Source organism: Arthrobacter sp. 01T414, from assembly GCF_056398965.1.
The window spans coordinates 73,670-99,109 of sequence record NZ_JBFTQK010000003.1; the positions used below are offsets into that span (position 1 = coordinate 73,670).

Genomic DNA, 25,440 nt, shown 5'->3' on the forward strand with positions numbered 1-25,440 from the left:
GGCACCGCCCGGCTAGGTATACAGCTAGGCCGGCACGATGTTCTGGTTTACATGGAAGAGATTCTGCGGATCGTACTTGGCCTTGATTTCCTTCAGACGGGCGTAGTTGGGTCCGTAGTTGTCCGCGACGCGGTTCATGTCGTCGCCGTCCATGAAATTGATGTAGCCGGCGGTCTCGGAGAAGGGCTGCAGCGCCGCCGCGTAGTCCCGCACCCAGGCGATGTTCGCCTCGCTGTCCGCCGGATCCTCCCAGTGGCACGCTATGACCGGGGAGAACTTGGCGTTGCGGTTGGGAAATGCCGTGTCCGTGACCCCCACCCGGTGCACGGCGCCGTCGATCGGGTAGATGTGCACGGCTGTCTGCACGCTGGGAACCCGGCGGCCGTAGTCAAGGTGGGCGTCGATGGCGCCGTCGTTGAGTTCGGTCAGGAAGGCCGCTTTCCAGTACGCCAGGAGGCCCTTGGGATACATCCCGTCGAAGGCCGAGTTCAACGCCGGGTATGGCATGGGGCCCACCATGGATCCTGCCACCGGCGCGGCGCCGAGGAAGGGCTGCCAGCGGGCGGCCCCTTCGGCCGGGTCCCCGGTCCACATGCCGACGACGATGCAGACCGGCTTCCCGTGCCATTCTTCCGGAAGGAACGGGACGGGCGGGCCCTGGTGGAAGGCGAGGAAGGCGCCGAACTCTTCCGGCGCGGACGCCATGTGCTCGCGGTAGAACTTCGCCACCGTTTCGGCGTGCTCCGCGGGGTAGATGATGATGCCCGCGTGGACCATGTCCACGGGATGCAGGCGGAACTCCAGCGAGGTGACGACGCCGAAGTTCCCGCCGCCGCCGCGCAGCGCCCAGAAGAGGTCCTCATTCTCGCTGTCACTGGCCGTCAGGAACTTGCCTTCCGCGGTGACGACGTCGGCGGAGAGGAGGTTGTCGCAGCTCAGCCCGTATTTGCGGTCAAGATAGCCGATGCCCCCGCCGAGGGTCAGCCCGGACACCCCGGTGGATCCGACGACGCCGCCGGTGGTCGCCAGTCCGAAGGCATGGGTGGCGTGGTTGAAGTCGGCCCACGTGGCGCCCGCCTCCGTCCTGGCCGTCTTGCCGGCCGGATCGACCCGGACACCGCGGGTGCGGGCGAAGTCGATCACCAGCGCGTCGTCCGCCGTGCCGAATCCCGGGCCGCTGTGGCCACCGCCGCGGACGGCCACGGCGAGGCCGTTGTCCCGGGCGAAGTTGACGCCCGCAATCACGTCCGCCACCTGGGACACCCGGAGCACCGCAGCGGGGCGCTTGTCTATCATGCCGTTGTGCACAGTCCGCGCCTCGTCATAGTCCGCGTCGCCGGGCGTGATGACTTGCCCGCGGACCTGGCCGCGCAGGCCTTCGAAGTCAGTTTCGTTCATTTTCTGTACCGTCGATTTCGTCGTGATTTCCGACCCGGACGGTGATCTGTGCTCCCAGCCGGCATGGCGTCCGGAGGTTTACGAGCACAGGCCTACTCCTTGGCCCGAAGGGAGTCAAGGGCTCCCATCCTTCCCGGTCACCGCTCCGAATTTCCCACGGGCAACCAGCCGACGGAATCGCGGCCGGGAACGCCGCAGCGCAACTTATTGTTGGTAATTGCAGGTACCAAAACGAGGTGGAGGACACAGACGTGGCCAGACGCAAGACAGACGACCGGGAGCACCAGAGGGCCGGAGCGGGCCCGGCGGCCCGGGCCGAACTGAGCATCGCGGACGCCGCCGGTGAGACCAGCGGCGTCGCCCTGGTGCTGCACGGCGGCCGCGCGGACAGCTTCGAGGCCGTCCGGGCCCGGCACCTCAGCCCGGCCAGGATGCTGCCCTTCGCCCAGGCGCTCCGAAACGAGGGCGGCCCGCACGGGCTGGCCGTCTGGACGCTCCGGAACCGGTACCGGGGTTGGAACGGGCCCAACATGTCCCCGGTGCAGGACGCCCGCTGGGCCCTCGCCCAGATCAGTCTGGAACATCCCGGCGTGCCGGTCTACCTGCTGGGCCACTCGATGGGCGGCCTCACCGCGCTCTGTGTTGCGGACGACCCCCAGGTGCAAGCGGTCGTCGCGCTGGCCCCGTGGCTTGATGCATCCACCCCGGTGGAACCAGTCGCCGGACGCCGGGTCCTGATTGTGCACGGAAACGAGGACCGCTGGACGAGTCCCAAGAATTCGCTGGCCTACGCCCGGCGCGCCGAGGGTGTGGCGGAGTCGATCGACTACGTATCGCTCAAGGGCGCCGGCCACTTCATGTTCCGCCGGGTCCGGCTCTGGAACTCGCTCGCCAACGGCTTCGTTCTTGAGGCCTTCGGCAGCAGCGCCGGCGCCGAACTCCGCGGCACGGACGCGCTGCGCCAGGTTCTCCCCGCCGCCGCCAGCCTTCCGGTGGTGCTTTGATGCCGGCCTTCCCGTTCGGTGACTTCCTGGCCAGCCTGCCGTGGGTGGCGCTGGCCCTGGTGGCTTTGCTGGCCGTGACGTTCGCCGTGGCCGTGCGCCAGAACCGCCACTCGGTGATCGACACCGTCTGGGGCCTGGGCTTCGTGGTGGCGGCCGCGGTCTCCTGGACCCTGTCCGCGGGCCACGGCGACGGCGGCCGCCGCCTGTTGCTGCTGGCCCTCGTTGCCATCTGGGGCATCCGGCTGGCCGTCCACATCGGGCACCGGGCCCGTGGCGGCCATGAAGATCCACGCTACGTGGACATGCTCTCTTCCGCCCCGGGTTCCCGCAACACCTACGCCCTGCGCCGCGTGTACCTGCCGCAGGGCCTGGTGATGTTCTTTGTCTCACTCACCATCCAGGTCGGCATGTTCGGCACCGGCTCCCTGGGCTGGCTGGCGTGGCTGGGCGTCCTCGTGTGGATTGTCGGCTTCGTCTTCGAGACGGTCGGCGACTGGCAGTTGGCGCGGTTCAAAGCCGATCCGGCCAAGCGCGGCACCGTACTGGACACCGGCCTCTGGCGGTACACCCGGCATCCGAACTACTTCGGCGACGCCGCCGTCTGGGCCGGTCTGTTCCTGGTCGCCGCGGACTCCTGGCCCGGCGTGTTGACCATCCTCTCCCCCGCCCTGATGATCTGGACACTGGCCGGCAAGACCGGGAAGCCGCTGACGGAGAAGGCCATGTCCGACCGGCCCGGCTACAAGGAATACGTCGAATCGACCTCCGGCTTCCTGCCTTGGCCGCCGCGGCGCCAGGACCCGCAGGGCTTGGACGCGCAGTCGGGCCCGCGTCCGCAGAACACCGGCGGCCGCTGACATGGCGGCAGGCGGCCGGGTCTGGCGACCCCAGCCCAACGACCGCTTCTACCGGGTGATTGTCCGGACCGGGCAGGTACTTCGGTGGCTGTTCCAGATCCGGGTCGTCGTCACGGGCCGGGAAAACCTCCCCCCGGCGCAGCCGGAGAACCAGCAGCCGGAGAACCAGCAGCTTGGCTCCTCACGCCGCGCCGTCCCGGGGACCGGCGCCGTCGTCGCGATTACCCACTTCGGCTACCTGGATTTCGCCTTCGCCGAGTTGTTGCTGTGGCGGCACAACAAAGCCCAGATGCGATTCCTGATCACCCAGGGCGCGGCGGACCACTGGTTCGCCGGACCGGCCGTCAGCGCCGCCGGGCACGTCGTCGTCGGCTACGACACCGGGGCGCACGCCTACGACGCCGCCGTGCAGAAGCTCCGCGAGGGCGAATACATCGCGATCCTGCCCGAGGCCGGGGTAAGCCGCAGCTTCGAGGTGCGTGAGTGCAAGACCGGCGCCGTGCGGATGGCCGCCGAGGCCGGCGTACCCATCATCCCCGTCTCGGTCTGGGGCGCGCACCGGATCATGACCCGGCACCATGGCTTCTCCCCGCTCCGCGCCTGGCGGGCCCCCGTGCGCGTCCACRTCGGCGAGCCCATCACCCCGGCACCGGGCCTGGACGTCCCGGCGGCAACCGAGGCGCTGCGCCAGGCCCTGCAGCGCGGAATCGACGCCGGCATCGCCGACTTCCCGCTCAGGCCCGAGCCAGGGGCCTGGTGGATGCCGGCCGCGCTCGGCGGCGGGGCCCCCACCGAGGCGGAGCGGCAGCGGCTGGAGGAGGCGGAAGGACCGCGGCGCGCGCGCAGCCGGCGCCGCTAGGCCGAACGCTCCCCTGTCCACAGCGTTAACCGAACTGACCCGCAGTAGTTGTCGTTTGAGGCGACAACCGCTGCGGGTCAGTTTTTTGCGTTGTGACGCTAGGCGGGGTCGGAGACAATCAGCGTCTCGGCGCCGGTCTGGCGGGCCTTGCCGTTCTCCAGCAGCGGCTCGACGACGGCGCGCAGCGCCGTCATCGCGTCGTCCAGTTCCAGCAGCACCGGGTACTGGTACGCGATCAGCGCCAGCAGGTCGCGGACCACTGCACGGGCGTCGTCGTCGGACAGCTCCGGGTCATGGCCCAGGAACACGTCGGACGGTTCGCCGGACTTCGCGGCGTGGCCCTCCTCAGGGCCGCCCAGGTCCGGGCCGCCCTGCGCGTAACTGACCGCGAACGCCTGGATCCGGCCCTTCTTGCTGGCCGGCACGCCCGCGCCGAAGGCACTGGCCTTGGGTGCGCGCAGCACGATCGCGCCGTGGGCACCGCTGAGATCGTCCAGGAAAAGCCGCTGCACGGTGGCGATGCCGAGTTCGCCGGGGCTGTCCCAGTGGTGCACGGCCGTGTAATAACGGCCAACAACGTCGCTGAGCTCCACCGATCCGGTGGCCAGGTCCTCCACCTGCTCCGAGGCTGCAGACTCCGAGCCGTCGCCGAACACCGGCAGCTTCAGGGAGCCGGGCTCCACGACCACCAGGCGGGACCGCTGGATCGGGGCCAGGCCGGCCGCCTCGGCGAAGGCCGCGCCGGGCGTGCCCGGCTCCACCTTGGTCCGGAGCCGGGAGACGCCCGACGGCGAATGCTCGGCCTCGTGCCGGAGCATGGCCAGCAGCGTCGAGCCGACGCCGGTCCGGCGGTGGTCGCGGGCTACCTCGATATACACCCAGAGGCGTTCCGGGTGCAGCGAGGCCTCATGGACCACGCCGGCCGCAACGGGGATGGCGACACCGTCGACGACGTCCTCGGCCACGATGCAGCGGCGCCACGGGCTGTTGCCCGAGGGCGCCAGGGCGCCGCGGAACTGCCGGGCCTGGTCCGTCTCCGGACCGCCCCACATTTCCAGCAGCGCGAGGTCATCGCCCTCGCGCCATTCACGGTATTCAATCGCCATGCTCAGGCGCCGATCAGCCGTGCGGCCAGGTAGCCCTCCACCTTGTCCAAGGAGACGCGCTCCTGGCTCATGGTGTCGCGTTCGCGGATGGTGACGGCCTGGTCCTCGAGCGTGTCGAAGTCCACCGTGATGCAGAACGGGGTGCCGATCTCGTCCTGCCGGCGGTAGCGGCGGCCGATCGCGCCGGCGTCGTCGAACTCGATGTTCCAGTTCTTACGCAACTGCGCGGCGAGGTCCTTGGCCTTCGGGGACAGGTCCTCGTTGCGGCTCAGCGGGAGAACCGCCGCCTTGACCGGAGCCAGGCGCGGATCGAGCTTGAGCACGGTGCGGACGTCGACGCCGCCCTTGGCGTTCGGTGCCTCGTCCTCGGTGTAGGCGTCGATCATGAAGGCCATGAAGGAACGGGTGAGGCCGGCCGCGGGCTCGATCACGTACGGGGTGTAGCGCTCGTTCGTGGCCTGGTTGAAGTAGCTCAGGTCCTGGCCGGAAGCCTTCGAGTGCGTGGAGAGGTCGAAGTCGGTGCGGTTGGCGATGCCCTCGAGCTCGCCCCATTCGGAACCGTGGAAACCGAAGCGGTATTCGATGTCCGTGGTGCCCTTGGAGTAGTGGCTGAGCTTCTCCAGCGGGTGCTCGAAGAAGCGGAGGTTCTCCTCGCGGATGCCCAGGCCGGTGTACCAGGCCATGCGTTCCTTCATCCAGTACTGGTGCCACTGCTCGTCGGTGCCCGGTTCGACGAAGAATTCCATTTCCATCTGCTCGAACTCACGGGTGCGGAAGATGAAGTTGCCCGGCGTGATCTCGTTGCGGAAGGACTTGCCGATCTGGCCGATGCCGAACGGCGGCTTCCTCCGCGAGGTGGTGAGCACGTTGTTGAAGTTCACGAAGATGCCCTGGGCGGTTTCGGGACGAAGGTAGTGAAGGCCCTCTTCGCTGGCCACCGGGCCCAGGTAGGTCTTGAGCAGGCCGGAGAATTCCTGGGGCTCGGTCCATTCGCCGCGGGTGCCGCAGTTGGCGCAGGCGATGTCCTTGAGGCCGTTCTCGGCGGGACGGCCCTTCTTCTCCTCGTACTCTTCCTCGAGGTGGTCGGCGCGGTAGCGCTTGTGGCAGGAGAGGCACTCCACCAGCGGATCGGAGAAGACCGCGACGTGGCCGGACGCTTCCCAGACCTGGCGGGGCAGGATCACCGAGGAGTCCAGGCCGACGACGTCCTCGCGGCCGCGGACCACGGACTGCCACCACTGGCGCTTGATGTTTTCCTTCAGCTCGGCACCGAGGGGACCGTAGTCCCAGGCAGAACGGGAGCCACCGTAGATTTCACCGGCCTGGAAGACGAAACCCCGTCGCTTGGCGAGGGAAATGATCTGGTCGAGTACGGATTTTGCTGCCATGGGAACTCCAATTTCTACAGGGCCGCTGGGTGCGGTCCGTGCTGTCAGCCCCGGGTCACCGGCTGGTTGCCGGGCGGGGTCTTGCGAACGGTGTGATGCAAACTCCTAGCCTACCCGCGCTGCTACCTCTTGAGGGCTCCACGGGACCAGGGCAGGCTGGCCAGGACGATGGCGGCCAGCGTCAACAGGGTGCCGAGCACGGTGGGCAGCGCGACGACGGTGCCGGGCACCGGCAGGGCCAGGTCCAGGCCGAGCGAACCGAGCAGCTGCCCGGCGATCATGCCGAGCCCGGTGACCAGCACGCCCAGGCCGCGGACCAGGAAGGCGGCGACGCCGATGAAGATGCAGCCCATCGGGCCGCCGAGGTAGTACCACCACTCGGCGGGGAGGGCGTGGCCCGGGCCGGCGACGGCGAGTTTGACCAGCCAGGCGGCCCAGAGAACCACGCTGCCGGCGATGAAGTTCACCAGGGTGGCGGTGATGGGCGTGCGGTAGTGCACGGTGGCGGTGCCGTTCATCGCCTGCTGAAAACTCATCAGGAAACCGGCGAGCACCGGCAGCATCACTGGAACCAGCAGCTGCAGCGGGCTGGACTCGGCCCCAGTGGCCTCGGACGGGCCGGCCGCCGCACTGCCGTCGAAGCGCGGCGAGACGGCCCAGGCCACCGCGGCGACGGTCAGCACGCTGCCGAGCACCCGGATGCCGGTGATGGATTTCTTCCCCGCCGGTCCGATCCCCATCCGGTCCACCAGCAATCCGCTGAGGGTCTGGCCGGTGACGGCGGCGACGGTGAACAGGGCGACGCCGAGCAGCCCGACCGTGAAGGACTGGGCGAAGACGAAGAATGCGCCGATGCCCCCGGCGAGCACGTAATAGCGCGGGAACCGGCGTTCACGCAGCGCTGGCAGGACTTGAGCCAGCCCGGCGCGCCCTTTCGGAAGGACGAGGGAGACGACGATCATCAGCGCCAGGCCGACGCTGAAGCTGACCACCGCGGCGGCGAGGCCGTCAGCCAGGACGGATCCCAGGGCGCCGTTGATCCGGCCCTGGACGGGGACGAAAAGTCCGGCCAAAACGGCAAGGAGAAGTCCGACAGGCAGGGGAAGCCGCGGAGCGTGGGTCATTGGTGCTACCTTTGGTCAGGCATTATTGCTTGTATGAGCAACCCGGAGATTGAAGACATTCCCATCCGCGACGAGATGATCCGGCTGGGCCAGCTGCTGAAGCTGGCCAACCTGGTCGAGGACGGGGTGGAGGCTGCCGAGCTGATCAAGAACGGTCTGGTGAAAGTCAACGGCGAGATCGATGACCGCCGCGGACGCCAGCTGCACCACGGCGACACGGTCACCGTGAACGGCCAGACGGTGCGGATCGCCACGCTCAGTGGAGCCTAGCAGCGCCTAGCTGCGCCCGACCCCCCGCCGGGGTTACTTGTTGAGCACCTCGTGGGTGAGGAACTCGCCGACGTGGCCGATCTCCTGCTGGTTGATGCCGTGCCACATGCCGGTGTACAGGACCTTGGTGAGCTTCACGTGCTTGCGTACCCAGCCCATGGTGAACTCGATCTTGTCCGGCGTGATCACGGGGTCCTGCTGGTCGCGTCCCCAGAACATCGGCACGGTTCCGTCCAGTTCGCCGTCGTGGAAGCTGGGATCCGCGCCGGCGTCGACGGCAAAGCCGGAGAGTCCGACGACGGCGGCATAGCCGTCCGGGCGCTGCCGCAGCAGGGTCGTGGCCATGGCCATGCCCATCGAGAAGCCGAGCAGGGTCACCGAGGGGTGGTCCGCCCTGACCGAGTCGATCCAGTCCTCTACGTAGGCAGCGGCGTGCTTTACGGCGTCGAGCGAATACTCGATCGACGCCGTAAGCGGGAACCAGGTGAAGCCGGGGCCGGAGACGAGCGGGGCCCGCAGCGAGGCCACCACAAACTCCGCCGGCAACATCTCCGCCAGGCTGAACAGATCCTGCTCGTTGGCGCCGTAGCCGTGCAGCAGCACCAGCAGGGGCCTGCCGGCACGGTCCTCTTCTGGCCGGGACCAGAGGACGACGGGAGCGGGGAAGGCAGCGGGGAAACGGGCGGCTTCAGTCATGGCTCCATTCTTACAGTTAGCTGAGGGTCACCAGATACGGTGGCGCCGCTTTGGGAAAAGAGTGCAGGATATGAAGGTGACCGAAACTGAATCGCTGGACAATTTCCCGGACCGGACCGTCAACCACCCGTGGACCCGCTATGTGGCCATGGGCGACTCTTTCACCGAAGGCATCGGCGATCCGGAGCCGGCGAGTCCGGGCGGGCACCGCGGCTGGGCGGACCGGGTGGCCGAGGAATTGAGCCGCGGCCACGAGGATTTTGCCTATGCCAACCTCGCCGTGCGGGGCCGGCTGCTGCAGCAGATCGTGGACCAGCAGCTCGCCCATTGCCTGTCGCTCAAGCCGGACCTGGTGACCCTGTCCGCAGGCGGCAACGACCTGATCCGGCCCGGCGGGGACCCGGATGCCCTGGCCGAACGGCTCGACTCCGTGGTCCAGATCCTAAGCCTGGGCGGGGCAACGGTGGTCCTGTTCAACGGCCCGGACACCGGCTCGTCGGTGCTGGGCCGGATCCGCAGCAAGGTGGCGATCTATAACGAGAACCTGCGCACCGTGGCAGCCCGGCACGATGCCGTCATCGCTGACATGTGGTCGTTGCGGCAGCTCAACGACCCCCAGATGTGGGACGCGGACCGGCTGCACTTCTCCCCGCTGGGCCACCACACCATCGCGGCCATGGTGCTGGACTCGCTCAACGTCCAGCACACCCTGGAACCGCTCTCCCCCAAGCCGCTGCCGCCGCGCAGCTGGCGCGAGGCACGCACCGGGGACCTCATCTGGGCCCGCGAGCACTTCGTTCCGTGGGTGGTACGCCGGCTCCGGCACCGTTCCTCCGGCGATGGCATTACGGCTAAGCGGCCGCTGGCCGGGCCGGTGTTCGGCCCCGGGGTCCCTCTCGGTTCGGGCGAGGGACCGCCCGGATCCGAGGACGCGTTGAGGTCCTAAGCGGAACCGGGCGGCCCGGCAGCGGCGCACTGCCCGGCGCACTGCCCGGCACCCGGGACGGGCCCTGCGCGTTAAGCTGGAACGACACCCTTTGAGAGGCCCGGTACCGTGAGCATTTTCTTTTGGATCATCCTTCTGTCCCTCGTGGTTCCGGCGGCACTGCGCCTGTACCGGAAGTCCGTCCGCGGACGGAACCAGGATCCGGGCATGCCCGGCGGATTCCCCGGTCAATACCCTGGTGGATTCCCCGGTCAGTTCCCTGGCCAGCAGAGCAACCAGCCTCGGGACGGGTTCACCCAGCGGGACTACTTCGGCGGGTTCGGCCAGCTGGGCGCCCCGCAGCCCCCGGCCAACCAGCCGCCGATGAACCAGCAGTACCCGGTCCCGTATGAGGACAGCCCCGAGTACCTGAACAACCCGCCGCAGGCTGCGCCGCCGCAACAATGGCAGCCGCCGGCACCTGCACCTGTTCCGGCACCCTCCCCAGAGCCGTTCTCCCCGGACGTTCCGCCGGCGCCGTCTGGCCCGCAGGGCTACCGCGCCCGCAAGCTCGCCGAGCTGGACCAGAGGTACAGCAACGGCGAGCTCGCGATGGAGGACTACATGGCCCAGCGCGCGGAGATCATGAACGGCTAGCCAGGCTAGTCGACCTGCGGGAAACCGAGGTCGATCACCGAGGTGGACGGATCCGGCCAGCGAGTGGTGACCACCTTGCCGCGGGTGTAGAAGCGGATGCTCTCCGGGCCGTACATGTGGGTGTCGCCGAAGAGCGAGTTCTTCCAGCCGCCGAAGGAGAACGTCCCTACCGGTACCGGGATCGGGACGTTGACGCCCACCATGCCGGCCTCGACGTCGAACTCGAACTGCCGGGCGGCGCCGCCGTCGCGGGTGAAGATGGCCACGCCGTTGCCGAACTCGTTGTCGTTGACGAGCTTCACGGCGTCGGCGTACGTCTCGACGCGGACCACCGAGAGCACAGGGCCGAAAATCTCGTCGTCGTAGACCTTCATGCCCGGCTTGACGTGGTCGATCAGGCTGACGCCGATGAAGAAGCCGTTGGAGTCGAACTCCTGCTCCCGGCCGTCCACCACCACGGAGGCGCCCTCGTCCGCCGCGCCGGCCACGTAAGAAGCCACCTTGTCACGGTGCTCGGCCGTGATCAGCGGACCCATCTGGGAGGCCGGATCCGTGCCGGGGCCGATCTTCAGCGTGGCCATCCGGGTCTTGATGGCGTCCACAAGATCATCCGCGATGTTTCCGACGGCGACGAGCACGCTCACCGCCATGCAGCGCTCCCCTGCGGAGCCGTAAGCGGCGGAGACGGCGGCGTCGGCAGCCATGTCCAGGTCAGCATCCGGCAGCACCACCATGTGGTTCTTGGCCCCGCCCAGGGCCTGGACGCGCTTGCCGTGATCGGCGGCGCGCTTGTAGATCGACTGGGCGATCGGGGTCGAGCCCACGAAGCTGACGGCCTTCACGTCCGGGTGCTCGAGCAGCACGTCGACGGCTTCCTTGTCCCCGTGTACCACGTTGAGCACGCCGGCGGGCAGGCCTGCCTCGGCGAAGACCTGGGCGATGAAGATGGCCGAGGACGGGTCCTTCTCGCTCGGCTTGAGCAGCACTGTGTTGCCGCAGGCCAGGGCGCTGCCGATCATCCAGAGCGGCACCATGGCCGGGAAGTTGAACGGCGTGATGCAGGCGACGACGCCCACCGGCTGGCGGACGGAGTGCACGTCGACGCCGCCGGAGACCTGCTCGGAGCGTTCGCCCTTGAGCGCGTGGGACAGCCCGGTGGCGAACTCGATGTTCTCCAGGCCGCGGGTGATTTCGCCCTCGGCGTCGGAGAGGACCTTGCCGTGTTCGCTGGTCAGCAGGGCCGCCAGTTCGGGCCGGCGCTGCATGAGCAGTTCGCGGACCTTGAAGAAGATGCTGGTGCGCTTGGCCAGGCTGGTGGCCCGCCAGCCCGGCAGTGCGGCGCGCGCGGCGGCGATGGCTTCCTCGACGCGGGCGGCGGAGGCGAGGGCCACCTCCTTCTCCTGCTCACCGGTGGCGGGGTTGAAGACGGGGCCGTAGCGCTCGGCGTCGGAGACGAGGGCGCCGTTGATGAAGTGCGGAATGCGTTCCATGGGTGGGTCTCTTTCTACAAGGTGTGGAGGCTACTTGGCAGACTCGAAGGAGCCGTCGACCAGCTTGACGATCGCGGAGCAGTCGGTGCCGGACTGGCCGCCGTCGATGAGCCGCTGGAAAAGCGTCTGGACGTGCTCGCCGATCTCCAGCGGCGTGCCGGTGTCCTTTGCAGCGCTAATGGCCAGTCCGATGTCCTTGTTGGCGAGCTCGGCGGTGAACGTCGGCGCGAAGTCGTTGTTTGACGCCGCGGTGGGCACGACGCCGGCCACCGGGTACCAGGTGCGCAGCGCCCAGCTGTCGCCGGAGGAGACGGAGGCGATGTCCCAGAAGACCTGCTTGTCCAGGCCCAGGCGGTCGGCGAGGACGGCGCCCTCGGCCGTGGAGGCGAGGTTGATGAAGAGCATCAGGTTGTTGCAGATCTTGGCGGCCTGCCCGGTGGTGGCGCCACCGGTGGGGATGATGTTTCCGGCCATCGGACGGATGTATTCGGTGGCGTCTGCGACGGCGTCGGCCTCGCCGCCAATCATGAACGTCAGCGTGGCGGCCTTCGCGCCGCTCATGCCGCCGGAGACCGGGGCGTCAACGAAGCGGAATCCCGCTTCCGCGGCGGCGTCGTGCAGGGCCTGGGCCGAGGCGATGTCGATGGTGGACGAGTCCACCAGCAGGGTCCTGGTGTCGGCGTGGGCCAGGACGCCGTCCTCGCCAAGGTAGACGGCGCGGGCGTGCTCGCCCTTGGGGAGCATTGTGAAGACGACGTCGGCGCCCGCCACGGCCTCGGCGATGCTGCCGGCAGGCTTGACTCCCCCGGCTTCCGCGGCGGCGACGGCCTCGGGGTTGAGGTCGAATCCGCGGACCTCGTTTCCGGCCTTGGCCAGGTTCACCGACATGAACCCGCCCATGTTTCCCAGTCCGATCCAGGCGACAACTGCCATGGCATAAGCTCCTTTGCTTTGCATTGTGTCCGGCCCGATGGCCGGTTGTTCCGTGTCCACCATCACACCCTGTTACAGTGCAATCAAGGGGAAAAAGTGAAGATGCCATGTGCAACGATGCACATTGATGGCCAGATTTGTTCGGAAGGGTAAGACCAAGGATGGACCTGAAGCGGCTCCCCAGTCCTGACGATCTGCTGATCCTGCTGACGGTGGCCCGGCTGGGCCGGTTCAACGCCGTCGCCGAGACCCTCGGCACCACGCACACCACCATCTCACGCCGGATCCTCGCCCTGGACAAGCAACTGGGAGGCCGGACGCTCGAGCGCAGCCCGCATGGCTGGGAACTTACCGAGCTGGGCTCCCAGGCGGTGGCGGCGGCGGAAACCATCGAGGGCACTTTGGCCGCTCTGTCGGGCCGGATTGCCCGGACCGAGGACGTGCTCTCCGGGATGGTCCGGATCAGCACGCCGGATGGCTTCGGGGCGGAATTCGTCGCGCCGGCCCTGGTACGGCTGCAGCGCGAGCACCCCCTGCTGAACGTGGAAATGCTCAGCGCCACCCGGAAGGTCAGCCAGAACCGTTCAGGAGTGGACCTGGAGGTGGTGGTGGGGAACCTGGACGTCAGCAACGCGCAGACCATTTTCCTGTCCAACTACTTCCTGCGGCTCTACGCCAGCCCGCAGTACGAGCTCGAGCACGGGCTGCCGGTGACGCTCGACGACGTCCGGCAGCACGGCTTCGTCTCCTACGTCGAGTCGGCGCTTCAGGTGGCCGAGCTCGGTCACCGCTCCACCCAGCTGCCAATGCCGCGCTCAAGCTTCCAGGCCACCAGCATCTTCGCCCAGCTGGAGGCGGTCCGCCGCGCTGCCGGGATCGGGCTGCTGCCGAACTTCCTAGTCGTCGGCAAACCAGGGTTCGTCCCGGTGCTGCCGGGCGACTTCCAGCGGCAACTGCCGATCTGGGCTGTGGCCAGGGCGGAATCGCTGCGCTCGGCGCCGGTACAGGCCGTGCTGGCCGCGGTCAGGGCCGAGATCGCCGAACGCCAGGACGTGCTCAGCGGGTAAGCGGTGCGGTCATTTGTGGAGGGGCTTGGTCAGGTTGAGGCTGATCGTCTGGCCCGGGGCCAGCTCCCCCGAAGGCAAGTCGGTGAAGGTGTACCAGACGCGGTCGGTGCCGGTGAGCGGCCGGTTCGCCCACTCCAGATTCGCCTGCTCCGACAGTCCGAACCGGAAGGAGATCTGTCGTTCGGTGTCCCCGGGAGCGGTGGTGTAGGTCTGGGGGACGCCGTCGGCGTCGGCAGTGAAGGTGCCCTGGGCGCCGTCGATCTTGAGTTCGCCGGGGATGAGTCTCACTCTGGTCCCCGTGGGGATGGCCTGGTCCGCGGCCAGGGACGGGTTGTACTGCAGCAACTGGTTGGTGGTGCAGCGGAATTTGTAGCCGAGGCTGTCGAACGAGTCGCCGTCGACGGTGGTGTAGAAGATAGCCTGCCCGAATGAGTTGGTGACGCTGGTTCCTCCACCGGATCGGCTGTCGACGGGATTCTTCTGCAGCTGGATATGCCTCCCGGCACGGACAAAGTAGACGTTGCCCTTCTCGTACACGTACGGGACCTTGTTCGCTTCGGCCAACTGCTCCCCCGTGATGCCGAACCGGTAGGCGATGCCGTCCAAGGTGTCGTCGGGTTCGATGGTGTAGCTCGTGGGGATGCCGTTTCCGTCGACGGTGGCCGTCCCCTTCGCCCCCATGATCGGACCCGGAGCCGGGATCAGGCGAAGCTTCGTCCCTGCTGCCAGCGGCGCCCCGGGCTCGAGGCCATTGAATTCGGCGAGTTTCGCCTCGGAGATGCCGAAGGATTCAGCCACTGCTGCAGACGTTTCACCGGAGACGGTGGTGTAGTAATCCACGTTCCCAAACGAATCCGTCACAATAGGCCCCGCAAGGGAAGACTTCCCGGAGCCGGCCGGTGTCGCCGTCGGGCCGGCCCCTGCGATAGTCGGAGCCGCCGCCGTGTTGTCCGGCGCTGGCGAGGTCCCTGAGGCAACGATTACGCAGGCGGCGACCGCCGCGGCCGCAAGTCCGGCGGCGGCGATGCGGCCCCAGTGACGTTGTGCCGGCGCGCGGTGGAAATCGTGGTGGAAGTCTTCGACAGATCCGCCCACGGCGATGTGGGTGACCTCGGAGTTCACAAATGACAGCGAACGCTGGCGGCTGCGGATCAGCTCGTCCTCGGTGATCGTGAGTGCGGGATCGGCGGCTGATAGCAGCTCGGCGGCAGCTTGCTTCTGACTCATTCTGTTGCTCCTTCCGGCACTGCCTGTTCCTGGAGTATCCGCCCTAGTTCCTTGCGGGCCCTGTGCAGTCGCATTCGCACGGCAGTCGCCGAGGTGTTGAGGAGCTGGGAGACTTCGACGGCGGTCAGTCCGTCCCAGTACGTCAGCAGTAGCACTTCCCGCTCTTTCGGGGCCAAGCGGTCGATGCCATCCCGGACATCGAATCCCTCCGCAGGGGTTTCATGGAGGCGTTCCAACCGCAAAGCGCCGATGAGCCCGGCAGACCGGGAGACGGACCTGTCATGGTTTCGGAGCACGTTCTTCGCGACGCCAAAAAGGACGACTGTCGAGAGGTCATCGCCGTGATCAGACTTCTCCCAAACAATCCGGAAGACCTCAGCGGACAGGTCCTCCGCGGTGGCGGCGCCGTCCGTCCTGCGCCGGAAATAGCGGTAGATGCGGTCGTGGGTCGATTCGTGAGCTGCCAGGAACCGACTTTCCCTCTCCAGATCCACGCGTTCCCCCATTGTTTGCAAGCTCATGCCCTGTTAATGTCCGGCAGCCTCCAAACTGTAACGGGAATTTCGAAAAACTTTGTGAGGCATGGTCCGCTAGGCTCCGGGCTATGCCTTCCTCCTGGACCGTTCTGATCTCAATTCACGCAATCGCCGCCAGCTACTCCTTGGTTTTCGGAGCCGTCAACCTGATTCGCCGGACCAAAGGCGGCAGCGTTCACCGGGCCGTGGGCCGGATCTGGGCTGTTGCCATGTATGTCGTGGTGCTGACCTCGTTCGGAATCAGAACTATCGACGGAGGGTTCAATTGGCTCCACGCACTCTCGGTGCTGACGTTTTGCACGCTGACAGCTGGACTGTGGGCAATCTGGAAGAGAAATGTCCGGGCCCACCGCAGTTTTATGACCGGCAGCTACTTCGGCCTGATCGGGGCCTTTGTAGGGGTTCTGGCAGTGCCCTCGCGCCGCATTCCCCAGCTCGCTATCCATGAGCTCCCGCTTCTGGGGTTGTTAGTCCTGGTCCTGCTGGGCACGGCTGCACTCACTGTCATTGGGGCCGCCCAACTCCGCAAGACGAAGATACCCATTAGCTAGAACGCCGAACGCCAGCAGGTGCTCACCGGCTGGCGCCGGCACGCTGGGTGGTGAGGCGACGGCCCGTTGGCGGGAGGCCTTCAGTCAGGCAGGAAGAATGACACGAAGCTGGGCTCGGATCTCCGTGAGGAGATCCTCAATGCTCTTGGCAACGTTGCCAGTAATTGCCAGGGCGATGAACATGATCGCGGAAACAACGTGGGCCAGGGTCGCCGCCGCGTCCGGCGCGAGTCCGTTGCGTCGCTGGAGGACCCCGGCGATCGCCTTCTCGGTTTCGATCGTGTAGCCGAGGGCGTCGCGGTGGTGTGGTTCTTCGGGGTCGCCAAAGACAATTTCACGGAGGTACGTTCGACCGTTGTCGACCTGGGCTCGGTTGCACTCCACCACCGGACGCAGGATCGCCATCACAGCCTCGAGCGTGTCGGTGGCCTGATCGGCGGCGGCGGTTCCGCGGACGAGCGCGTCGGCGTATGCCGAGTTCTGCACGAGCAGGAGCAGCTCGCTTTTGGTTTTGGCGTAAAGGAAAAGGGTTCCGGTCCCGATATCCGCTTTGTCGGCAATCTGCTGGGTTGTAACGTCGTCGACGCCGAACTCGGTGAAGAGTTCACGGGCGGCGACGGTGATGCGTTCGAGCTTGTCCTTCTTGTTGCGCTCGCGCCGTCCGGGCCGCGGGGAAGCAGTGGGCATGATGCGTCCTTCGGGAATATAGTCTGACTGCGCTCAGCTCCGAGTATATTCACTGCCGGTTGCACGGGACCTTCGGTGACCGGCCCGGCAGCGGCCGGCGGCCGGCAAAATGTCATCGGCCCAGGAACTCGACCACGGTGGGTGCGAACGTCGAGTGGAACTGGAAGATCCCCCCATGGCCGGAGTCCGGGTAGATGACCAGCTGTGAACCGGCGATCCGCTCGTGCAGGTCAACGGAGAGAACCGAGGGGACCATACGGTCGTTATCGCCGTTGGCGATGAGCGTCGGCTGTGTGATGACCGACAGATCCGAGGGCCGTGAGCGGCCGTATTTCTGGATGGCTTTGAGCTGGGCACCGAACGCTCGGATGCTGATCGCTTTGTCACGGTCGATTGTCCGCTCTTGGAGACGCGCGATGAACGCTTTTGCGGCGCGCTTGCCGGTGGTGTTGCGGTTGAAGAAAAGGAATTCCTTCGGGTCCGACCGGGTAAGGGCTGCCCGCAGAATGTCGTAGTAGGTGGTGCCCACGACCTTGTCCATATCCTTCCCCCCGCGGGGACCCGTTCCGGTCAGAACGAGCTTGCGGACAAGTTGAGGGTGTTTGACCACAAGATCCTGAGCGATCATGCCGCCCATGGAGAAGGAGAAGATATCGATCTTCTCGTATCCGAGGGCAGTGATGAACGTGAACGCGTCGTCGGCGGCTTCCTCGATGGTGCCCGGCACCTTGCCAGAGGAGGCGCCAACTCCGGCCTGGTCGAACGCGATGACGTGGCGGTTCGTCGCGACCGGCTCGATGATGGCTGGGTCCCAGTTGTCCAGGGTGGCTGCGAGGTGCACGAAGAACACGACGGGGACGCCTCCCTTGGGCCCCAGTTCCCGGTAGGCGAAGGTGGTGCCCGCGGCGGTGATGGTCTTTGTGGGCGCCTTGGCGTACGAGGTGACGACGGGTTCGTTTTCCGGGATAGTCATGATGTTTCTCCAATGGTTGGGGTACGCTGCCAGGGACGAAGCCCGGGATCAGGGGTTGCTGATGACGGTCTTGCCGCGGATGCCGCCCTGATCCACACTGCGGAGCGCCTCGACGGTCTGGTCGAAGGGGAAGACGCGCCCCACGACTGGGCTGAGCACGCCGCGCTCCACCAGCTCGGTAATCCGGCCGAGCTGTTCGCCGTCGGCGCGCATGAAGAGGAATTCGTAGCTGACGCCGAGCTTCTTCGCCTGTGCGCGGACCTTGCGGCTCAGCACGGCGACGGCGAGGCGCAGCACCGGGTTCAGCCCGGCGTCGCGGGCGAACCGGGGGTCCGGCGGGCCGGAGATGCCGATGGCCTTGCCGCCCGGCGTGAGGACCCGCAGCGACTTCTCCAGGTTCTCCCCACCCAGGCTATCCAGCACCAGGTCGAAGCCGCTGAGCCGCTCCTCGAAGTCCTCCGCCCGGTAATCGATGACGATGTCCGCTCCCAGCGCGCGCACGAAGTCGGCGTTCCCCCGGCTAGCAGTGGTCGCCACGGTCGCTCCCAGGTGTTTGGCGAGTTGGATCGCGATGGATCCGACACCGCCGGCGCCGGCATGGATGAGGACCTTCTGGCCCGGCTGGACGCGGCCCCTCTCGACTAACGCCTGCCAGGCGGTGAGGGCCACGAGCGGCAGCGATCCGGCCTCCTCAATGCTGACCGTAGAGGGAGCCAGGGACAAGTCCGCGTCGGCCACGGCGACGAGTTCTGCGAAGGTGCCGATGCGGTCCGTGTGCGGCCGCCCGTAGACGACGTCGCCCGGCGCGAACCGGCGCACGTCCGAACCGACCCGGACCGCCGTTCCCGCGACGTCGTTGCCGAGGATCAGAGGCAACGTGTACGGCAGGATCTGCTTGAACTCTCCGGCACGGATCTTCTCGTCCAGCATGTTGACGCCGGCCGCCTGCATCCGGATGAGGACGTCCCGGGAGCCAACGGCGGGCTCGGGTGCCTCGATTTCCTGCACCGGGCCCCTGTAGTTGCTGACGGCGAACGCTTTCATGTCTGATCCCTTGCTTTCCGCGAAGCCCGGCAGAGCTATTTACCGAGCACTCTCAATAATGAGTGCACTCAGTTATCTTGTCAAGGCTGCCCTTTGAGGCTCACGGGGCCCCTCCCGCGACGCACCGGACCCCAACGGCAGCAGCCCCCGTCTCCGCAGTGCGGGGAGGGGGGCTGCTGTTGTTAGTGACGCGTGCAGTTGCCTGCTAGCTAACGGTGCTGGTTACCGCTTGGCTGTTACCGCTTGCCTGCGGCAAGGAGGTCGGCCGTGCCCTGGGCGTCGGCGGCGTCGACGTCGTGCAGGGAGATGCCGCGGGTTTCCTTCAGGAAGTACACCGCCACCATCGTGACAACGCAGGCGATGAGCAGGTAGATGGCCACCGGGACGGAGGACTTGTACTGGCTCAGTAGCGCGACAGCGATGATCGGGGCGAGCGAACCGGCCACGATCGAGGTCACCTGGTAGCCGAGCGAGACACCGGAGTAGCGCATCCGGGTCGGGAACATCTCGGCCATGATGGCGGGCTGCCCGGCGTACATCAGTGCATGGAAGAGCAGGCCGATGATGACCGCGGCGAGGATGACGAAATCGTTGCCGGTGTCCATCATCGGGAAGGCGAAGAAGCCCCAGGTCGCACCCAGGACGGCGCCGGCCATGTAGACCGGCCGGCGGCCGAGACGGTCGGAGAGCCGGCCCACCATCGGAACCACGGAGAAGTGGATGGCGTGCGCCACGAGCAGCAGGAGCAGGATCTTGGCGGTGTCGGCGTGAACAACCGTCTTGAGGTAGGTGATGGAGAAGGTGACCACGAGGTAGTAGAGGATGTTCTCCGCGAAGCGCAGGCCCATGGCGGTGAAGACGCCGCGGGGGTAGCGGCGGAAGACCTCGGCGACGCCGTAGCTCTTGTTTTCCGTGACGACTTCTTTTTGTGCCTCCAGGAAGATCGGGGCGTCCTGGACCTTGGTGCGGATGTAGTAGCCGACGACGACGATCACGGCGGAGAGCCAGAAGGCGACGCGCCAGCCCCAGCCGAGGAAGTCCGCGGAGGACAGCGTGGAGGAAAGGACGAACAGCACGGCAGTGGCGAGGAGGTTGCCCAGCGGAACCGCCGACTRCGGCCAGCTGGCCCAGAAGCCGCGGGACTTGCTGGGGCTGTGCTCGGCAACGAGGAGCACGGCGCCGCCCCATTCGCCGCCGACGGCGAAGCCCTGGGCGAAGCGCAGGAAGACCAGCAGGGCCGGCGCCCAGTAGCCGATCTGCTGGAAGCTCGGGAGGCAGCCCATCAGGAAGGTCGAGACGCCGACCAGGATGATGCTGAGCTGCAGCAGCTGCTTGCGGCCGAACTTGTCACCGAAGTGGCCGAAGACAATGCCACCGATGGGGCGGGCCACGAAGCCCACTGCGTAGGTCAGGAACGCAGCAAGAATGCCGTCCAGTTCCGTGCCCGAGTTGGGGAAGAACATCTTGCCAAAGACCAGGGTGGCGGCGGAGGCGTAGAGGAAGAACTCGTACCACTCCACCACCGTGCCGGCCATGGAGGCCGTTACTACCTTCTTCAGCCCGGACGTCTTGACGTCCGGCTCCTCTGCGCGCCTTACGGCGGCGTTTTCCGTGCTCATGCGAACTCCTTCGGTGTCCCCTTCGACACCCCGTGGATTATTAGGCTGACTGTGCGTGTGTGAGTTGGAACACACGGCGTCATTCTCCACGAGTATGGACGTCGTTCACGGCAGGCTCAACGACTAATAGCGCAGAGGGTGTCTGCAAAAATGCACACCCGGCGGCCGCTGCTAGGCGAAGAAGTCACCCCGGAGCTGCCCGCTGAGCTGGCCGATTTCGGTCAGGAAGCCGTCGTGGCCGATCGGGGCCTCGATGAGATGCACCGGAACCTCCCCCGGCAGGGCTCGTGCGAGTTCTTGGGACTGGGCGGGAAAATACAAGCGGTCCGAGTCTACGGCCGCCACGAAGAACTCGGCGGTCGCGAGGGAAACGGCTTGCTCCAAGCTCCCCCGGCCGCGGCTGACGTCGTGGCTCATCAGCGCCTCGGTGATGGCGATGTAGCTGTTGGCGTCAAACCGCCGCACCAGCTTGTTACCCTGGTGGTCCAGGTAGCTCTCGACCTGGTAGCGGCCCCGGCCGGCCAGCGACCCTGCTTCCAGCGGGGCCTCGGCCGCCTGGGCGTTCCGTCCGAAGCGGCCGTCCAGTTCCGCGGCGGAGCGGTAGGTGATGTGGGCGATCCGGCGCGCCAGGGCGAGGCCGGCTTCCGGCTCCGGGCCGCCGTAGTAGTCGCCGCCCTTGAAGTTCGGGTCCTGGCGGATCGCCAGTGTCTGGGCCTGGGCAAACGCGATCTGTTCGGCGGTGCTACTGGCGCCGATGGAGATCACGGCACAGCGCCGGACCCGCTCCGGGTAACTGACGGCCCACTCCAGCGCCCGGGCTCCGCCCAGCGAACCCCCCAGCACGGCGTACCAGCTGGGGATTCCCAATGCATCGGCCAGTCGGGCTTCGGCGGCGGTGCTGTCCCGGAGGGTGACCAGCGGGAAGCGTGAGCCCCAGGGCCGTCCGTCCGGAGCCGGGGTCGACGGCCCGGTGGACCCGTAGCAGCCGCCGAGGATGTTGATGGACACCACAAAGTACTTCTCGGTGTCCACCGGGGCGCCTGGACCGGCGAGCTGTTCCCACCAGCCCGGCTCCTCGCCGGCACCGCGGGTGACGTGGGTGTCACCGGTCAGGGCGTGCTCGATCAGCACCGCGTTGGAGGCATCGGCGTTGAGGGTCCCCCAGGTTTCGTAGGCGAGGGTGACCTCCGGCAGGACGGCGCCGGACTCAAGGGACAGGGAGCCGACCGGGAGGCACTGCACCGTCCCGTCGGGAACGGCCGCCGTCGTGCGTTCGGCGCCGGAGGTATTGTTTTCGGGTACACCCATGCGGGTGACAGCAATCGTCATGTGAGGACCTAACTTCGCGCTTGCCCGCCGTCAGCTGACCGGCAGGCCAGGTCTTCACCCGGGGCACCCCGCCGCAAAAGGAGGGTTGCCGGCCAGCAAGCCGGGGCTGTCACTGGCACTCATGACCTGGCTCGATTCTACGAAACACGGCGGCGCAAGCGCGAAGATTGTGACGGCTGTGTGACCTCAGCCGTTCTTGGCCGCCCGGAAGCCTGCGTCGAGGTCCGCGATGATGTCGTCGATGTGCTCGAGCCCCACCGACAGCCGGACCAGGCCGGGGTGTACGCCGGCTACCGCCTGCTGTTCCGGCGAAAGCTGGCCGTGGGTAGTCGACGCCGGGTGGATCACCAGCGAGCGCACGTCACCGATGTTCGCCACATGGGAGTGCAGCTCAAGGGCGTCAACGAAACGCTTGCCGGCTTCCGCTCCCCCGGCCAGGTTGAAGGAGACGACGGCGCCGGTGCCTTTCGGGCCGTACTTGCGGCCGCGCTCGTACCAGGGGCTGGACGGCAACCCGGCGTAGGCGACGGACTCGACGTCGTCCCTGGCCTCGAGCCATTCGGCCACGCGCTGGGCATTGGCGACATGCCGCTCCACCCGCAGGCTCAGCGTCTCGATGCCCTGGGCGATGAGGAAGGCGTTGAACGGGGAGACGGCCGAGCCGAGGTCGCGCAGCAGCTGGACCCGTGCCTTGAGGATGAAGGAAAGATTCGCGCCCAGCGCCCCGTCCGACCCCAGGTCCCGGGCGTAGACCAGTCCGTTGTAGCTGGGATCCGGGGTATTGAAGCCGGGGAAGCGCTCCGGGTCCTTGCCGAAGTCGAAGTTCCCGGAGTCGACGATCACGCCGGCGATCGCGGCACCGTGGCCGCCGAGGTACTTGGTGGCCGAGTGGACCACGATGTCAGCGCCCCACTCGAGCGGCCGGATCAGGTAGGGGGTGGAGAGGGTATTGTCCACGATCAGCGGCACCCCGGCCCGGTGGGCCACATCCGCGACGCCTTCGATGTCCAGCACGTCCTGGCGGGGGTTGGATACCACCTCGCCAAAGAACAGCTTGGTGTTCGGCTGAACGGCCTCACGCCACTGTTTCAGGTTGTCCGGGTCTTCCACGAACGTCACGGAGATGCCGAACTTCTTCAAGGTGTGGGCCAGCAAATTGTAGGTCCCGCCGTAGAGGCTGGGGCTGGCCACGACGTGGTCCCCGGCTTCGGCGATGTTGAGGATCGCGAAGGTTTCCGCGGCCTGGCCGGAACTTAGCAGGAGGGCCCCGAGGCCGCCTTCGAGGCTCGCGATCCGCTGTTCCACCGCATCCTGGGTGGGATTGCCGATCCGCGTGTAGATGGGGGCCAGTTCGGCGAGCGCGAAGCGGTTGGCGGCGCTTTCGGCGCTGGGAAAGACGAACGACGTCGTCTGGTAGATCGGCAGCGACCTCGCGCCGGTGGCGGAGTCCGGCTCCTGGCCGGCGTGGATCTGGCGGGTTTCAAAGGACCAGGCGTTAGACATTTGGTGTGCTCCTAGGACTGGGCACAGGCCGCACCGGGCCCCGTGGGACCGGAACGGCTCAGGCGCCGCGCTTGCCGCCCGGCGGACGCCGGAGGGCCAGGTCTTCACCCGGGGCACCCCACCGCGCAAGGAGGGTTGCCGGCCAGCAAGCCGGGGCTTGGTGCTGGCACTCATGACCTGGCTTCAGTCTAGGAAGCAGCCCCGGCGGCCGAATAGCTTTGTGACAAAGATGAAGGACCGTTGCACCGGCACCCCGGACGCCACCCCTGAAGGAGAGCCCGCCGGAAAGCGCGCCCGGGCGGCCGGCTGATCCGCCCGATCGCCGCGGAAAATGACATCCCACCACGGTTAGGGCACCCTAAGCTGAGAGCTCCATCACAAAGTGCCAAGATGATGGCATGCGCATGGATCACGTCTCTTACGCCTGTGAACAGGATGGCCTGGCTGCCACCACCGAACGTATTGCGACCGCCCTCGGAGTCGAAGCCGTCAAGGGCGGAGTACACCCCCGATTCGGGACCCGCAACATGATCATCCCGCTCGCCGGGCACAAATACCTCGAGGTCGTGGAGGTCCTGGACCACCCCGCCTCGGACAAGGCACCGTTCGGGCAGGCAGTCCGCGCCCGCTCGGCAGCCGGCGGCGGTTGGATGGGCTGGTGCGTCGAGGTCGACGACCTGGCGCCCTTCGAGGAGCGGCTGGGCCGCTCGGCCGTCAATGGCAACCGCAAGTTCCCGGACGGTCGCGAACTGGTCTGGAAGCAGATCGGCATCCTGGGCCTGATCGCGGATCCGCAGGTCCCCTACATGCTGAAGTGGGAAGGCGACCCCGAGCTGCACCCGTCCAACGCCTACGCAAGCAGCGTGAAGATGTCTGCCCTCACGATCGCGGGCTCGGCCGAGCGTGTGACCGAGTGGCTGGGCGAACCCGTCGAGAGGCCGCTGGAGGATGTGGACGTGCACTGGCTGGCCCCGCACGGGACGCCGGGAATCATGTCCGTCACCTTCGAAACCGATTCCGGAGCCGTCACCATCTGACGCGTCTTCCCCGAAAAACTTCGGCCGCCAGCAGCGGGTGCCAATGATGCCACCCACCGCTGGCGGCCGAATTCGCTTCTGGGCCGGCCAGGCCGGTCAGTGCTTGAGCAGGTCCGGGTGGTGGACCTCGACGACGTTGGGGTGCGCCCGGAGCCGGTAGCGCAGGGCGTTGTCGCCGTAGGTCTCCAGGATCGGGCTGTTCGTGGGGTCCACCGAAAGGCCGCGGGCCTTGGCCTGGAACTCCGGGCTGACCGCGAGGCGCGGCATGGTGGCATCCAGCGCCGGGTTGTAGAAGAACGGCAGCGAGATTCTGTCGGTGCCGCGGAGGGGCGAGATCACCCGGTGCAGGGTGGCCTTGAGGTATCCGTTGGTCGCCAGTTCGAGCATCTCGCCGATGTTGACGACGAAGGTTCCGGGCACTTGGGGCGCGTCGATCCACTGGCCCTGGTACTCGACCTGGAGGCCGCCCTTGCCGGGTTCCACGAGGAGGAGCGTCAGCACCCCGCCGTCGCGGTGGGACCCCACGCCCTGCTTGGGTTCCGGATCGGACTCCCCCGGGTACCGCACGATCTTCAGCAGCGGGAAGGCCCGGGCGGCAAACGCCGCGTCGAAGGTATCTTCAGGGGCACCGAGGGACAGGGCCAACGCCCTCAGGAGGTCCAAGGAGATGGCGCTGAGGCGCTCGGTCCATTCGGTGACGATCTCCCGCATCTCGGGCAGGTCTTCCGGCCACAGGTTGGGACCCTCCAGCCGCCAGTAATCGGCGACGCCGGGGGCTTGATCCACGGTGTTGCGCTCGACGCCGATGTCGATCTGTTCGCGCCAGTCGACGCCGCCGTCCGTTATTTCGCCGCCGACGCGGGTGTAGCCGCGGAACTGCGGGCTATGGACATTCTCGATCGCGAGCTTCTGGCTCTCGGGTAACTCAAAGAAGYGTCGGGAGATGTCCAGCATGGCGTCCGTGAGTTCCTGCGGGACGCCATGGCCGGCCAGGTAGATGAATCCGACCTCGTGCATGGCATCGCGCAACTCGTCCCGGAACCGGGAGGCCTCCTCCGGGCCCGCGGCCAGGAGCGAGATATCCAAAATGGGCAATGATTCGAGCGTCACCGTCTATAGTCCTTTACAGCGAGTCTGGCAAGCCGAAGCCTGGAATAGCT

The 25,440-nt window shown here is 67.1% G+C and carries 25 protein-coding genes and 2 riboswitches; of the genes, 9 read left to right on the forward strand and 16 right to left on the reverse strand.

Going from position 1 to position 25,440, the window contains the following annotated elements; all coding sequences use genetic code 11:
- Nucleotides 1-24: 24 nt before the first annotated feature.
- Nucleotides 25-1,398 carry an FAD-binding oxidoreductase gene (locus AC1DK9_RS08865; protein ID WP_476915679.1) on the reverse strand — a complete coding sequence of 458 codons (1,374 nt, stop codon included), beginning with the start codon at nucleotides 1,396-1,398 and terminating at the stop codon, nucleotides 25-27.
- 251 nt (nucleotides 1,399-1,649) lie between these two features.
- Between AC1DK9_RS08865 and AC1DK9_RS08870 the strand changes: the two genes are divergently transcribed.
- The 3 genes from AC1DK9_RS08870 to AC1DK9_RS08880 are packed head-to-tail and all read left to right on the forward strand — an operon-like array spanning nucleotide 1,650 to nucleotide 4,118.
- The gene (locus tag AC1DK9_RS08870) at nucleotides 1,650-2,402 is read left to right on the forward strand and encodes an alpha/beta hydrolase (RefSeq protein ID WP_476861675.1); all 753 of its coding nucleotides are present in this window, start codon (nucleotides 1,650-1,652) and stop codon (nucleotides 2,400-2,402) included.
- Nucleotides 2,402-3,259, forward strand: coding sequence for a DUF1295 domain-containing protein (locus AC1DK9_RS08875; RefSeq protein ID WP_476915680.1), 858 nt, complete (start codon nucleotides 2,402-2,404; stop codon nucleotides 3,257-3,259). Before AC1DK9_RS08870 ends, AC1DK9_RS08875 begins: the two co-directional genes overlap by 1 nt.
- A 1-nt stretch (nucleotide 3,260) precedes the next feature.
- Nucleotides 3,261-4,118, forward strand: a complete 858-nt coding sequence (locus tag AC1DK9_RS08880; RefSeq protein ID WP_476915681.1) for a lysophospholipid acyltransferase family protein — start codon at nucleotides 3,261-3,263, stop codon at nucleotides 4,116-4,118.
- Between the two features lie 98 nt (nucleotides 4,119-4,216).
- Here the strand turns inward: AC1DK9_RS08880 and AC1DK9_RS08885 are convergent, their stop codons facing one another.
- From AC1DK9_RS08885 to AC1DK9_RS08895, 3 genes are all read right to left on the reverse strand, one after another.
- A complete protein-coding gene (locus tag AC1DK9_RS08885; protein WP_476915682.1) occupies nucleotides 4,217-5,224 on the reverse strand; it encodes a GNAT family N-acetyltransferase in 1,008 nt (335 codons plus the stop codon).
- Between the two features lie 2 nt (nucleotides 5,225-5,226).
- On the reverse strand, nucleotides 5,227-6,612 hold the full coding sequence (locus AC1DK9_RS08890) for a glycine--tRNA ligase (RefSeq protein ID WP_476861679.1): 1,386 nt from the start codon (nucleotides 6,610-6,612) through the stop codon (nucleotides 5,227-5,229).
- A gap of 122 nt (nucleotides 6,613-6,734) precedes the next feature.
- Nucleotides 6,735-7,736, reverse strand: a complete 1,002-nt coding sequence (locus AC1DK9_RS08895) for a DMT family transporter (RefSeq protein WP_476915683.1) — start codon at nucleotides 7,734-7,736, stop codon at nucleotides 6,735-6,737.
- Nucleotides 7,737-7,769: 33 nt separating this feature from the next.
- On the opposite strand from AC1DK9_RS08895, the gene AC1DK9_RS08900 reads away from it, so the two are divergent.
- On the forward strand, nucleotides 7,770-8,006 hold the full coding sequence (locus tag AC1DK9_RS08900) for an RNA-binding S4 domain-containing protein (protein ID WP_476861681.1): 237 nt from the start codon (nucleotides 7,770-7,772) through the stop codon (nucleotides 8,004-8,006).
- Between the two features lie 33 nt (nucleotides 8,007-8,039).
- Here AC1DK9_RS08900 and AC1DK9_RS08905 read toward each other — a convergent pair whose 3' ends face one another.
- The gene (locus AC1DK9_RS08905) at nucleotides 8,040-8,702 is read right to left on the reverse strand and encodes an alpha/beta hydrolase (protein ID WP_476861682.1); all 663 of its coding nucleotides are present in this window, start codon (nucleotides 8,700-8,702) and stop codon (nucleotides 8,040-8,042) included.
- A gap of 70 nt (nucleotides 8,703-8,772) precedes the next feature.
- Here AC1DK9_RS08905 and AC1DK9_RS08910 point away from each other — a divergent pair, with 70 nt between their 5' ends.
- Together AC1DK9_RS08910 and AC1DK9_RS08915 are read left to right on the forward strand one after the other, a co-directional pair.
- Nucleotides 8,773-9,648, forward strand: a complete 876-nt coding sequence (locus AC1DK9_RS08910; RefSeq protein WP_476915684.1) for an SGNH/GDSL hydrolase family protein — start codon at nucleotides 8,773-8,775, stop codon at nucleotides 9,646-9,648.
- Between the two features lie 108 nt (nucleotides 9,649-9,756).
- Nucleotides 9,757-10,284: a hypothetical protein gene (locus AC1DK9_RS08915; RefSeq protein WP_476915685.1), complete on the forward strand. Its 528-nt coding sequence runs from the start codon at nucleotides 9,757-9,759 to the stop codon at nucleotides 10,282-10,284.
- 5 nt (nucleotides 10,285-10,289) lie between these two features.
- On the opposite strand, the gene AC1DK9_RS08920 is transcribed toward AC1DK9_RS08915, so the two are convergent.
- A complete protein-coding gene (locus AC1DK9_RS08920; protein WP_476861685.1) occupies nucleotides 10,290-11,774 on the reverse strand; it encodes a CoA-acylating methylmalonate-semialdehyde dehydrogenase in 1,485 nt (494 codons plus the stop codon).
- A gap of 30 nt (nucleotides 11,775-11,804) precedes the next feature.
- Nucleotides 11,805-12,707, reverse strand: coding sequence for a 3-hydroxyisobutyrate dehydrogenase (gene mmsB, locus AC1DK9_RS08925; RefSeq protein ID WP_476915686.1), 903 nt, complete (start codon nucleotides 12,705-12,707; stop codon nucleotides 11,805-11,807).
- A 161-nt stretch (nucleotides 12,708-12,868) separates the two neighbouring features.
- Between mmsB and AC1DK9_RS08930 the strand changes: the two genes are divergently transcribed.
- A complete protein-coding gene (locus AC1DK9_RS08930) occupies nucleotides 12,869-13,774 on the forward strand; it encodes a LysR family transcriptional regulator (protein ID WP_476915687.1) in 906 nt (301 codons plus the stop codon).
- Between the two features lie 9 nt (nucleotides 13,775-13,783).
- Here AC1DK9_RS08930 and AC1DK9_RS08935 read toward each other — a convergent pair whose 3' ends face one another.
- Together AC1DK9_RS08935 and AC1DK9_RS08940 are read right to left on the reverse strand one after the other, a co-directional pair.
- Nucleotides 13,784-15,001 (reverse strand): LysM peptidoglycan-binding domain-containing protein, encoded by a 1,218-nt coding sequence (locus AC1DK9_RS08935; protein WP_476915688.1) that lies wholly within the window; start codon nucleotides 14,999-15,001, stop codon nucleotides 13,784-13,786.
- Nucleotides 14,998-15,522 (reverse strand): RNA polymerase sigma factor, encoded by a 525-nt coding sequence (locus tag AC1DK9_RS08940; RefSeq protein WP_476915689.1) that lies wholly within the window; start codon nucleotides 15,520-15,522, stop codon nucleotides 14,998-15,000. The genes AC1DK9_RS08935 and AC1DK9_RS08940 overlap by 4 nt, the downstream gene beginning before the upstream one ends.
- Before the next feature lie 83 nt (nucleotides 15,523-15,605).
- Between AC1DK9_RS08940 and AC1DK9_RS08945 the strand changes: the two genes are divergently transcribed.
- Nucleotides 15,606-16,088 carry a DUF2306 domain-containing protein gene (locus tag AC1DK9_RS08945; protein ID WP_476861690.1) on the forward strand — a complete coding sequence of 161 codons (483 nt, stop codon included), beginning with the start codon at nucleotides 15,606-15,608 and terminating at the stop codon, nucleotides 16,086-16,088.
- An 84-nt stretch (nucleotides 16,089-16,172) separates the two neighbouring features.
- Here AC1DK9_RS08945 and AC1DK9_RS08950 read toward each other — a convergent pair whose 3' ends face one another.
- From AC1DK9_RS08950 to AC1DK9_RS08975, 6 genes are all read right to left on the reverse strand, one after another.
- The gene (locus tag AC1DK9_RS08950; protein WP_476861691.1) at nucleotides 16,173-16,775 is read right to left on the reverse strand and encodes a TetR/AcrR family transcriptional regulator; all 603 of its coding nucleotides are present in this window, start codon (nucleotides 16,773-16,775) and stop codon (nucleotides 16,173-16,175) included.
- A gap of 112 nt (nucleotides 16,776-16,887) precedes the next feature.
- Nucleotides 16,888-17,748 (reverse strand): alpha/beta fold hydrolase, encoded by an 861-nt coding sequence (locus tag AC1DK9_RS08955; RefSeq protein WP_476915690.1) that lies wholly within the window; start codon nucleotides 17,746-17,748, stop codon nucleotides 16,888-16,890.
- Between the two features lie 48 nt (nucleotides 17,749-17,796).
- Nucleotides 17,797-18,792: an NADP-dependent oxidoreductase gene (locus AC1DK9_RS08960; protein ID WP_476915691.1), complete on the reverse strand. Its 996-nt coding sequence runs from the start codon at nucleotides 18,790-18,792 to the stop codon at nucleotides 17,797-17,799.
- A 236-nt stretch (nucleotides 18,793-19,028) separates the two neighbouring features.
- The gene (locus tag AC1DK9_RS08965; RefSeq protein ID WP_476915692.1) at nucleotides 19,029-20,411 is read right to left on the reverse strand and encodes an MFS transporter; all 1,383 of its coding nucleotides are present in this window, start codon (nucleotides 20,409-20,411) and stop codon (nucleotides 19,029-19,031) included.
- A 171-nt stretch (nucleotides 20,412-20,582) separates the two neighbouring features.
- On the reverse strand, nucleotides 20,583-21,740 hold the full coding sequence (gene metX / locus AC1DK9_RS08970) for a homoserine O-acetyltransferase MetX (RefSeq protein ID WP_476915693.1): 1,158 nt from the start codon (nucleotides 21,738-21,740) through the stop codon (nucleotides 20,583-20,585).
- A gap of 11 nt (nucleotides 21,741-21,751) precedes the next feature.
- Nucleotides 21,752-21,867: riboswitch (SAM riboswitch) on the reverse strand.
- Nucleotides 21,868-21,926: 59 nt separating this feature from the next.
- Nucleotides 21,927-23,243: a bifunctional o-acetylhomoserine/o-acetylserine sulfhydrylase gene (locus AC1DK9_RS08975; RefSeq protein WP_476915694.1), complete on the reverse strand. Its 1,317-nt coding sequence runs from the start codon at nucleotides 23,241-23,243 to the stop codon at nucleotides 21,927-21,929.
- 62 nt (nucleotides 23,244-23,305) lie between these two features.
- Nucleotides 23,306-23,421, reverse strand: a riboswitch (SAM riboswitch).
- A 220-nt stretch (nucleotides 23,422-23,641) separates the two neighbouring features.
- On the opposite strand from AC1DK9_RS08975, the gene AC1DK9_RS08980 reads away from it, so the two are divergent.
- The gene (locus AC1DK9_RS08980; protein WP_476915695.1) at nucleotides 23,642-24,280 is read left to right on the forward strand and encodes a VOC family protein; all 639 of its coding nucleotides are present in this window, start codon (nucleotides 23,642-23,644) and stop codon (nucleotides 24,278-24,280) included.
- A 96-nt stretch (nucleotides 24,281-24,376) separates the two neighbouring features.
- Here the strand turns inward: AC1DK9_RS08980 and AC1DK9_RS08985 are convergent, their stop codons facing one another.
- Complete coding sequence (locus AC1DK9_RS08985) at nucleotides 24,377-25,390, reverse strand: isopenicillin N synthase family dioxygenase (protein ID WP_476915696.1); 1,014 nt, start codon at nucleotides 25,388-25,390, stop codon at nucleotides 24,377-24,379.
- Nucleotides 25,391-25,440: the final 50 nt, after the last annotated feature.

Bases quoted from the DNA above. Each gene is read 5' to 3' on its own strand.
- AC1DK9_RS08865 (WP_476915679.1), bottom strand. From the start codon at position 1,398: ATGAACGAAACTGACTTCGAAGGCCTGCGCGGCCAGGTCCGCGGGCAA.
- AC1DK9_RS08875 (WP_476915680.1), top strand. From the start codon at position 2,402: ATGCCGGCCTTCCCGTTCGGTGACTTCCTGGCCAGCCTGCCGTGGGTG.
- AC1DK9_RS08885 (WP_476915682.1), bottom strand. From the start codon at position 5,224: ATGGCGATTGAATACCGTGAATGGCGCGAGGGCGATGACCTCGCGCTG.
- AC1DK9_RS08890 (WP_476861679.1), bottom strand. From the start codon at position 6,612: ATGGCAGCAAAATCCGTACTCGACCAGATCATTTCCCTCGCCAAGCGA.
- AC1DK9_RS08895 (WP_476915683.1), bottom strand. From the start codon at position 7,736: ATGACCCACGCTCCGCGGCTTCCCCTGCCTGTCGGACTTCTCCTTGCC.
- AC1DK9_RS08900 (WP_476861681.1), top strand. From the start codon at position 7,770: ATGAGCAACCCGGAGATTGAAGACATTCCCATCCGCGACGAGATGATC.
- AC1DK9_RS08905 (WP_476861682.1), bottom strand. From the start codon at position 8,702: ATGACTGAAGCCGCCCGTTTCCCCGCTGCCTTCCCCGCTCCCGTCGTC.
- AC1DK9_RS08910 (WP_476915684.1), top strand. From the start codon at position 8,773: ATGAAGGTGACCGAAACTGAATCGCTGGACAATTTCCCGGACCGGACC.
- AC1DK9_RS08920 (WP_476861685.1), bottom strand. From the start codon at position 11,774: ATGGAACGCATTCCGCACTTCATCAACGGCGCCCTCGTCTCCGACGCC.
- mmsB (WP_476915686.1), bottom strand. From the start codon at position 12,707: ATGGCAGTTGTCGCCTGGATCGGACTGGGAAACATGGGCGGGTTCATG.
- AC1DK9_RS08930 (WP_476915687.1), top strand. From the start codon at position 12,869: ATGGACCTGAAGCGGCTCCCCAGTCCTGACGATCTGCTGATCCTGCTG.
- AC1DK9_RS08935 (WP_476915688.1), bottom strand. From the start codon at position 15,001: ATGAGTCAGAAGCAAGCTGCCGCCGAGCTGCTATCAGCCGCCGATCCC.
- AC1DK9_RS08940 (WP_476915689.1), bottom strand. From the start codon at position 15,522: ATGAGCTTGCAAACAATGGGGGAACGCGTGGATCTGGAGAGGGAAAGT.
- AC1DK9_RS08945 (WP_476861690.1), top strand. From the start codon at position 15,606: ATGCCTTCCTCCTGGACCGTTCTGATCTCAATTCACGCAATCGCCGCC.
- AC1DK9_RS08950 (WP_476861691.1), bottom strand. From the start codon at position 16,775: ATGCCCACTGCTTCCCCGCGGCCCGGACGGCGCGAGCGCAACAAGAAG.
- AC1DK9_RS08955 (WP_476915690.1), bottom strand. From the start codon at position 17,748: ATGACTATCCCGGAAAACGAACCCGTCGTCACCTCGTACGCCAAGGCG.
- AC1DK9_RS08960 (WP_476915691.1), bottom strand. From the start codon at position 18,792: ATGAAAGCGTTCGCCGTCAGCAACTACAGGGGCCCGGTGCAGGAAATC.
- metX (WP_476915693.1), bottom strand. From the start codon at position 21,740: ATGACGATTGCTGTCACCCGCATGGGTGTACCCGAAAACAATACCTCC.
- AC1DK9_RS08975 (WP_476915694.1), bottom strand. From the start codon at position 23,243: ATGTCTAACGCCTGGTCCTTTGAAACCCGCCAGATCCACGCCGGCCAG.
- AC1DK9_RS08980 (WP_476915695.1), top strand. From the start codon at position 23,642: ATGCGCATGGATCACGTCTCTTACGCCTGTGAACAGGATGGCCTGGCT.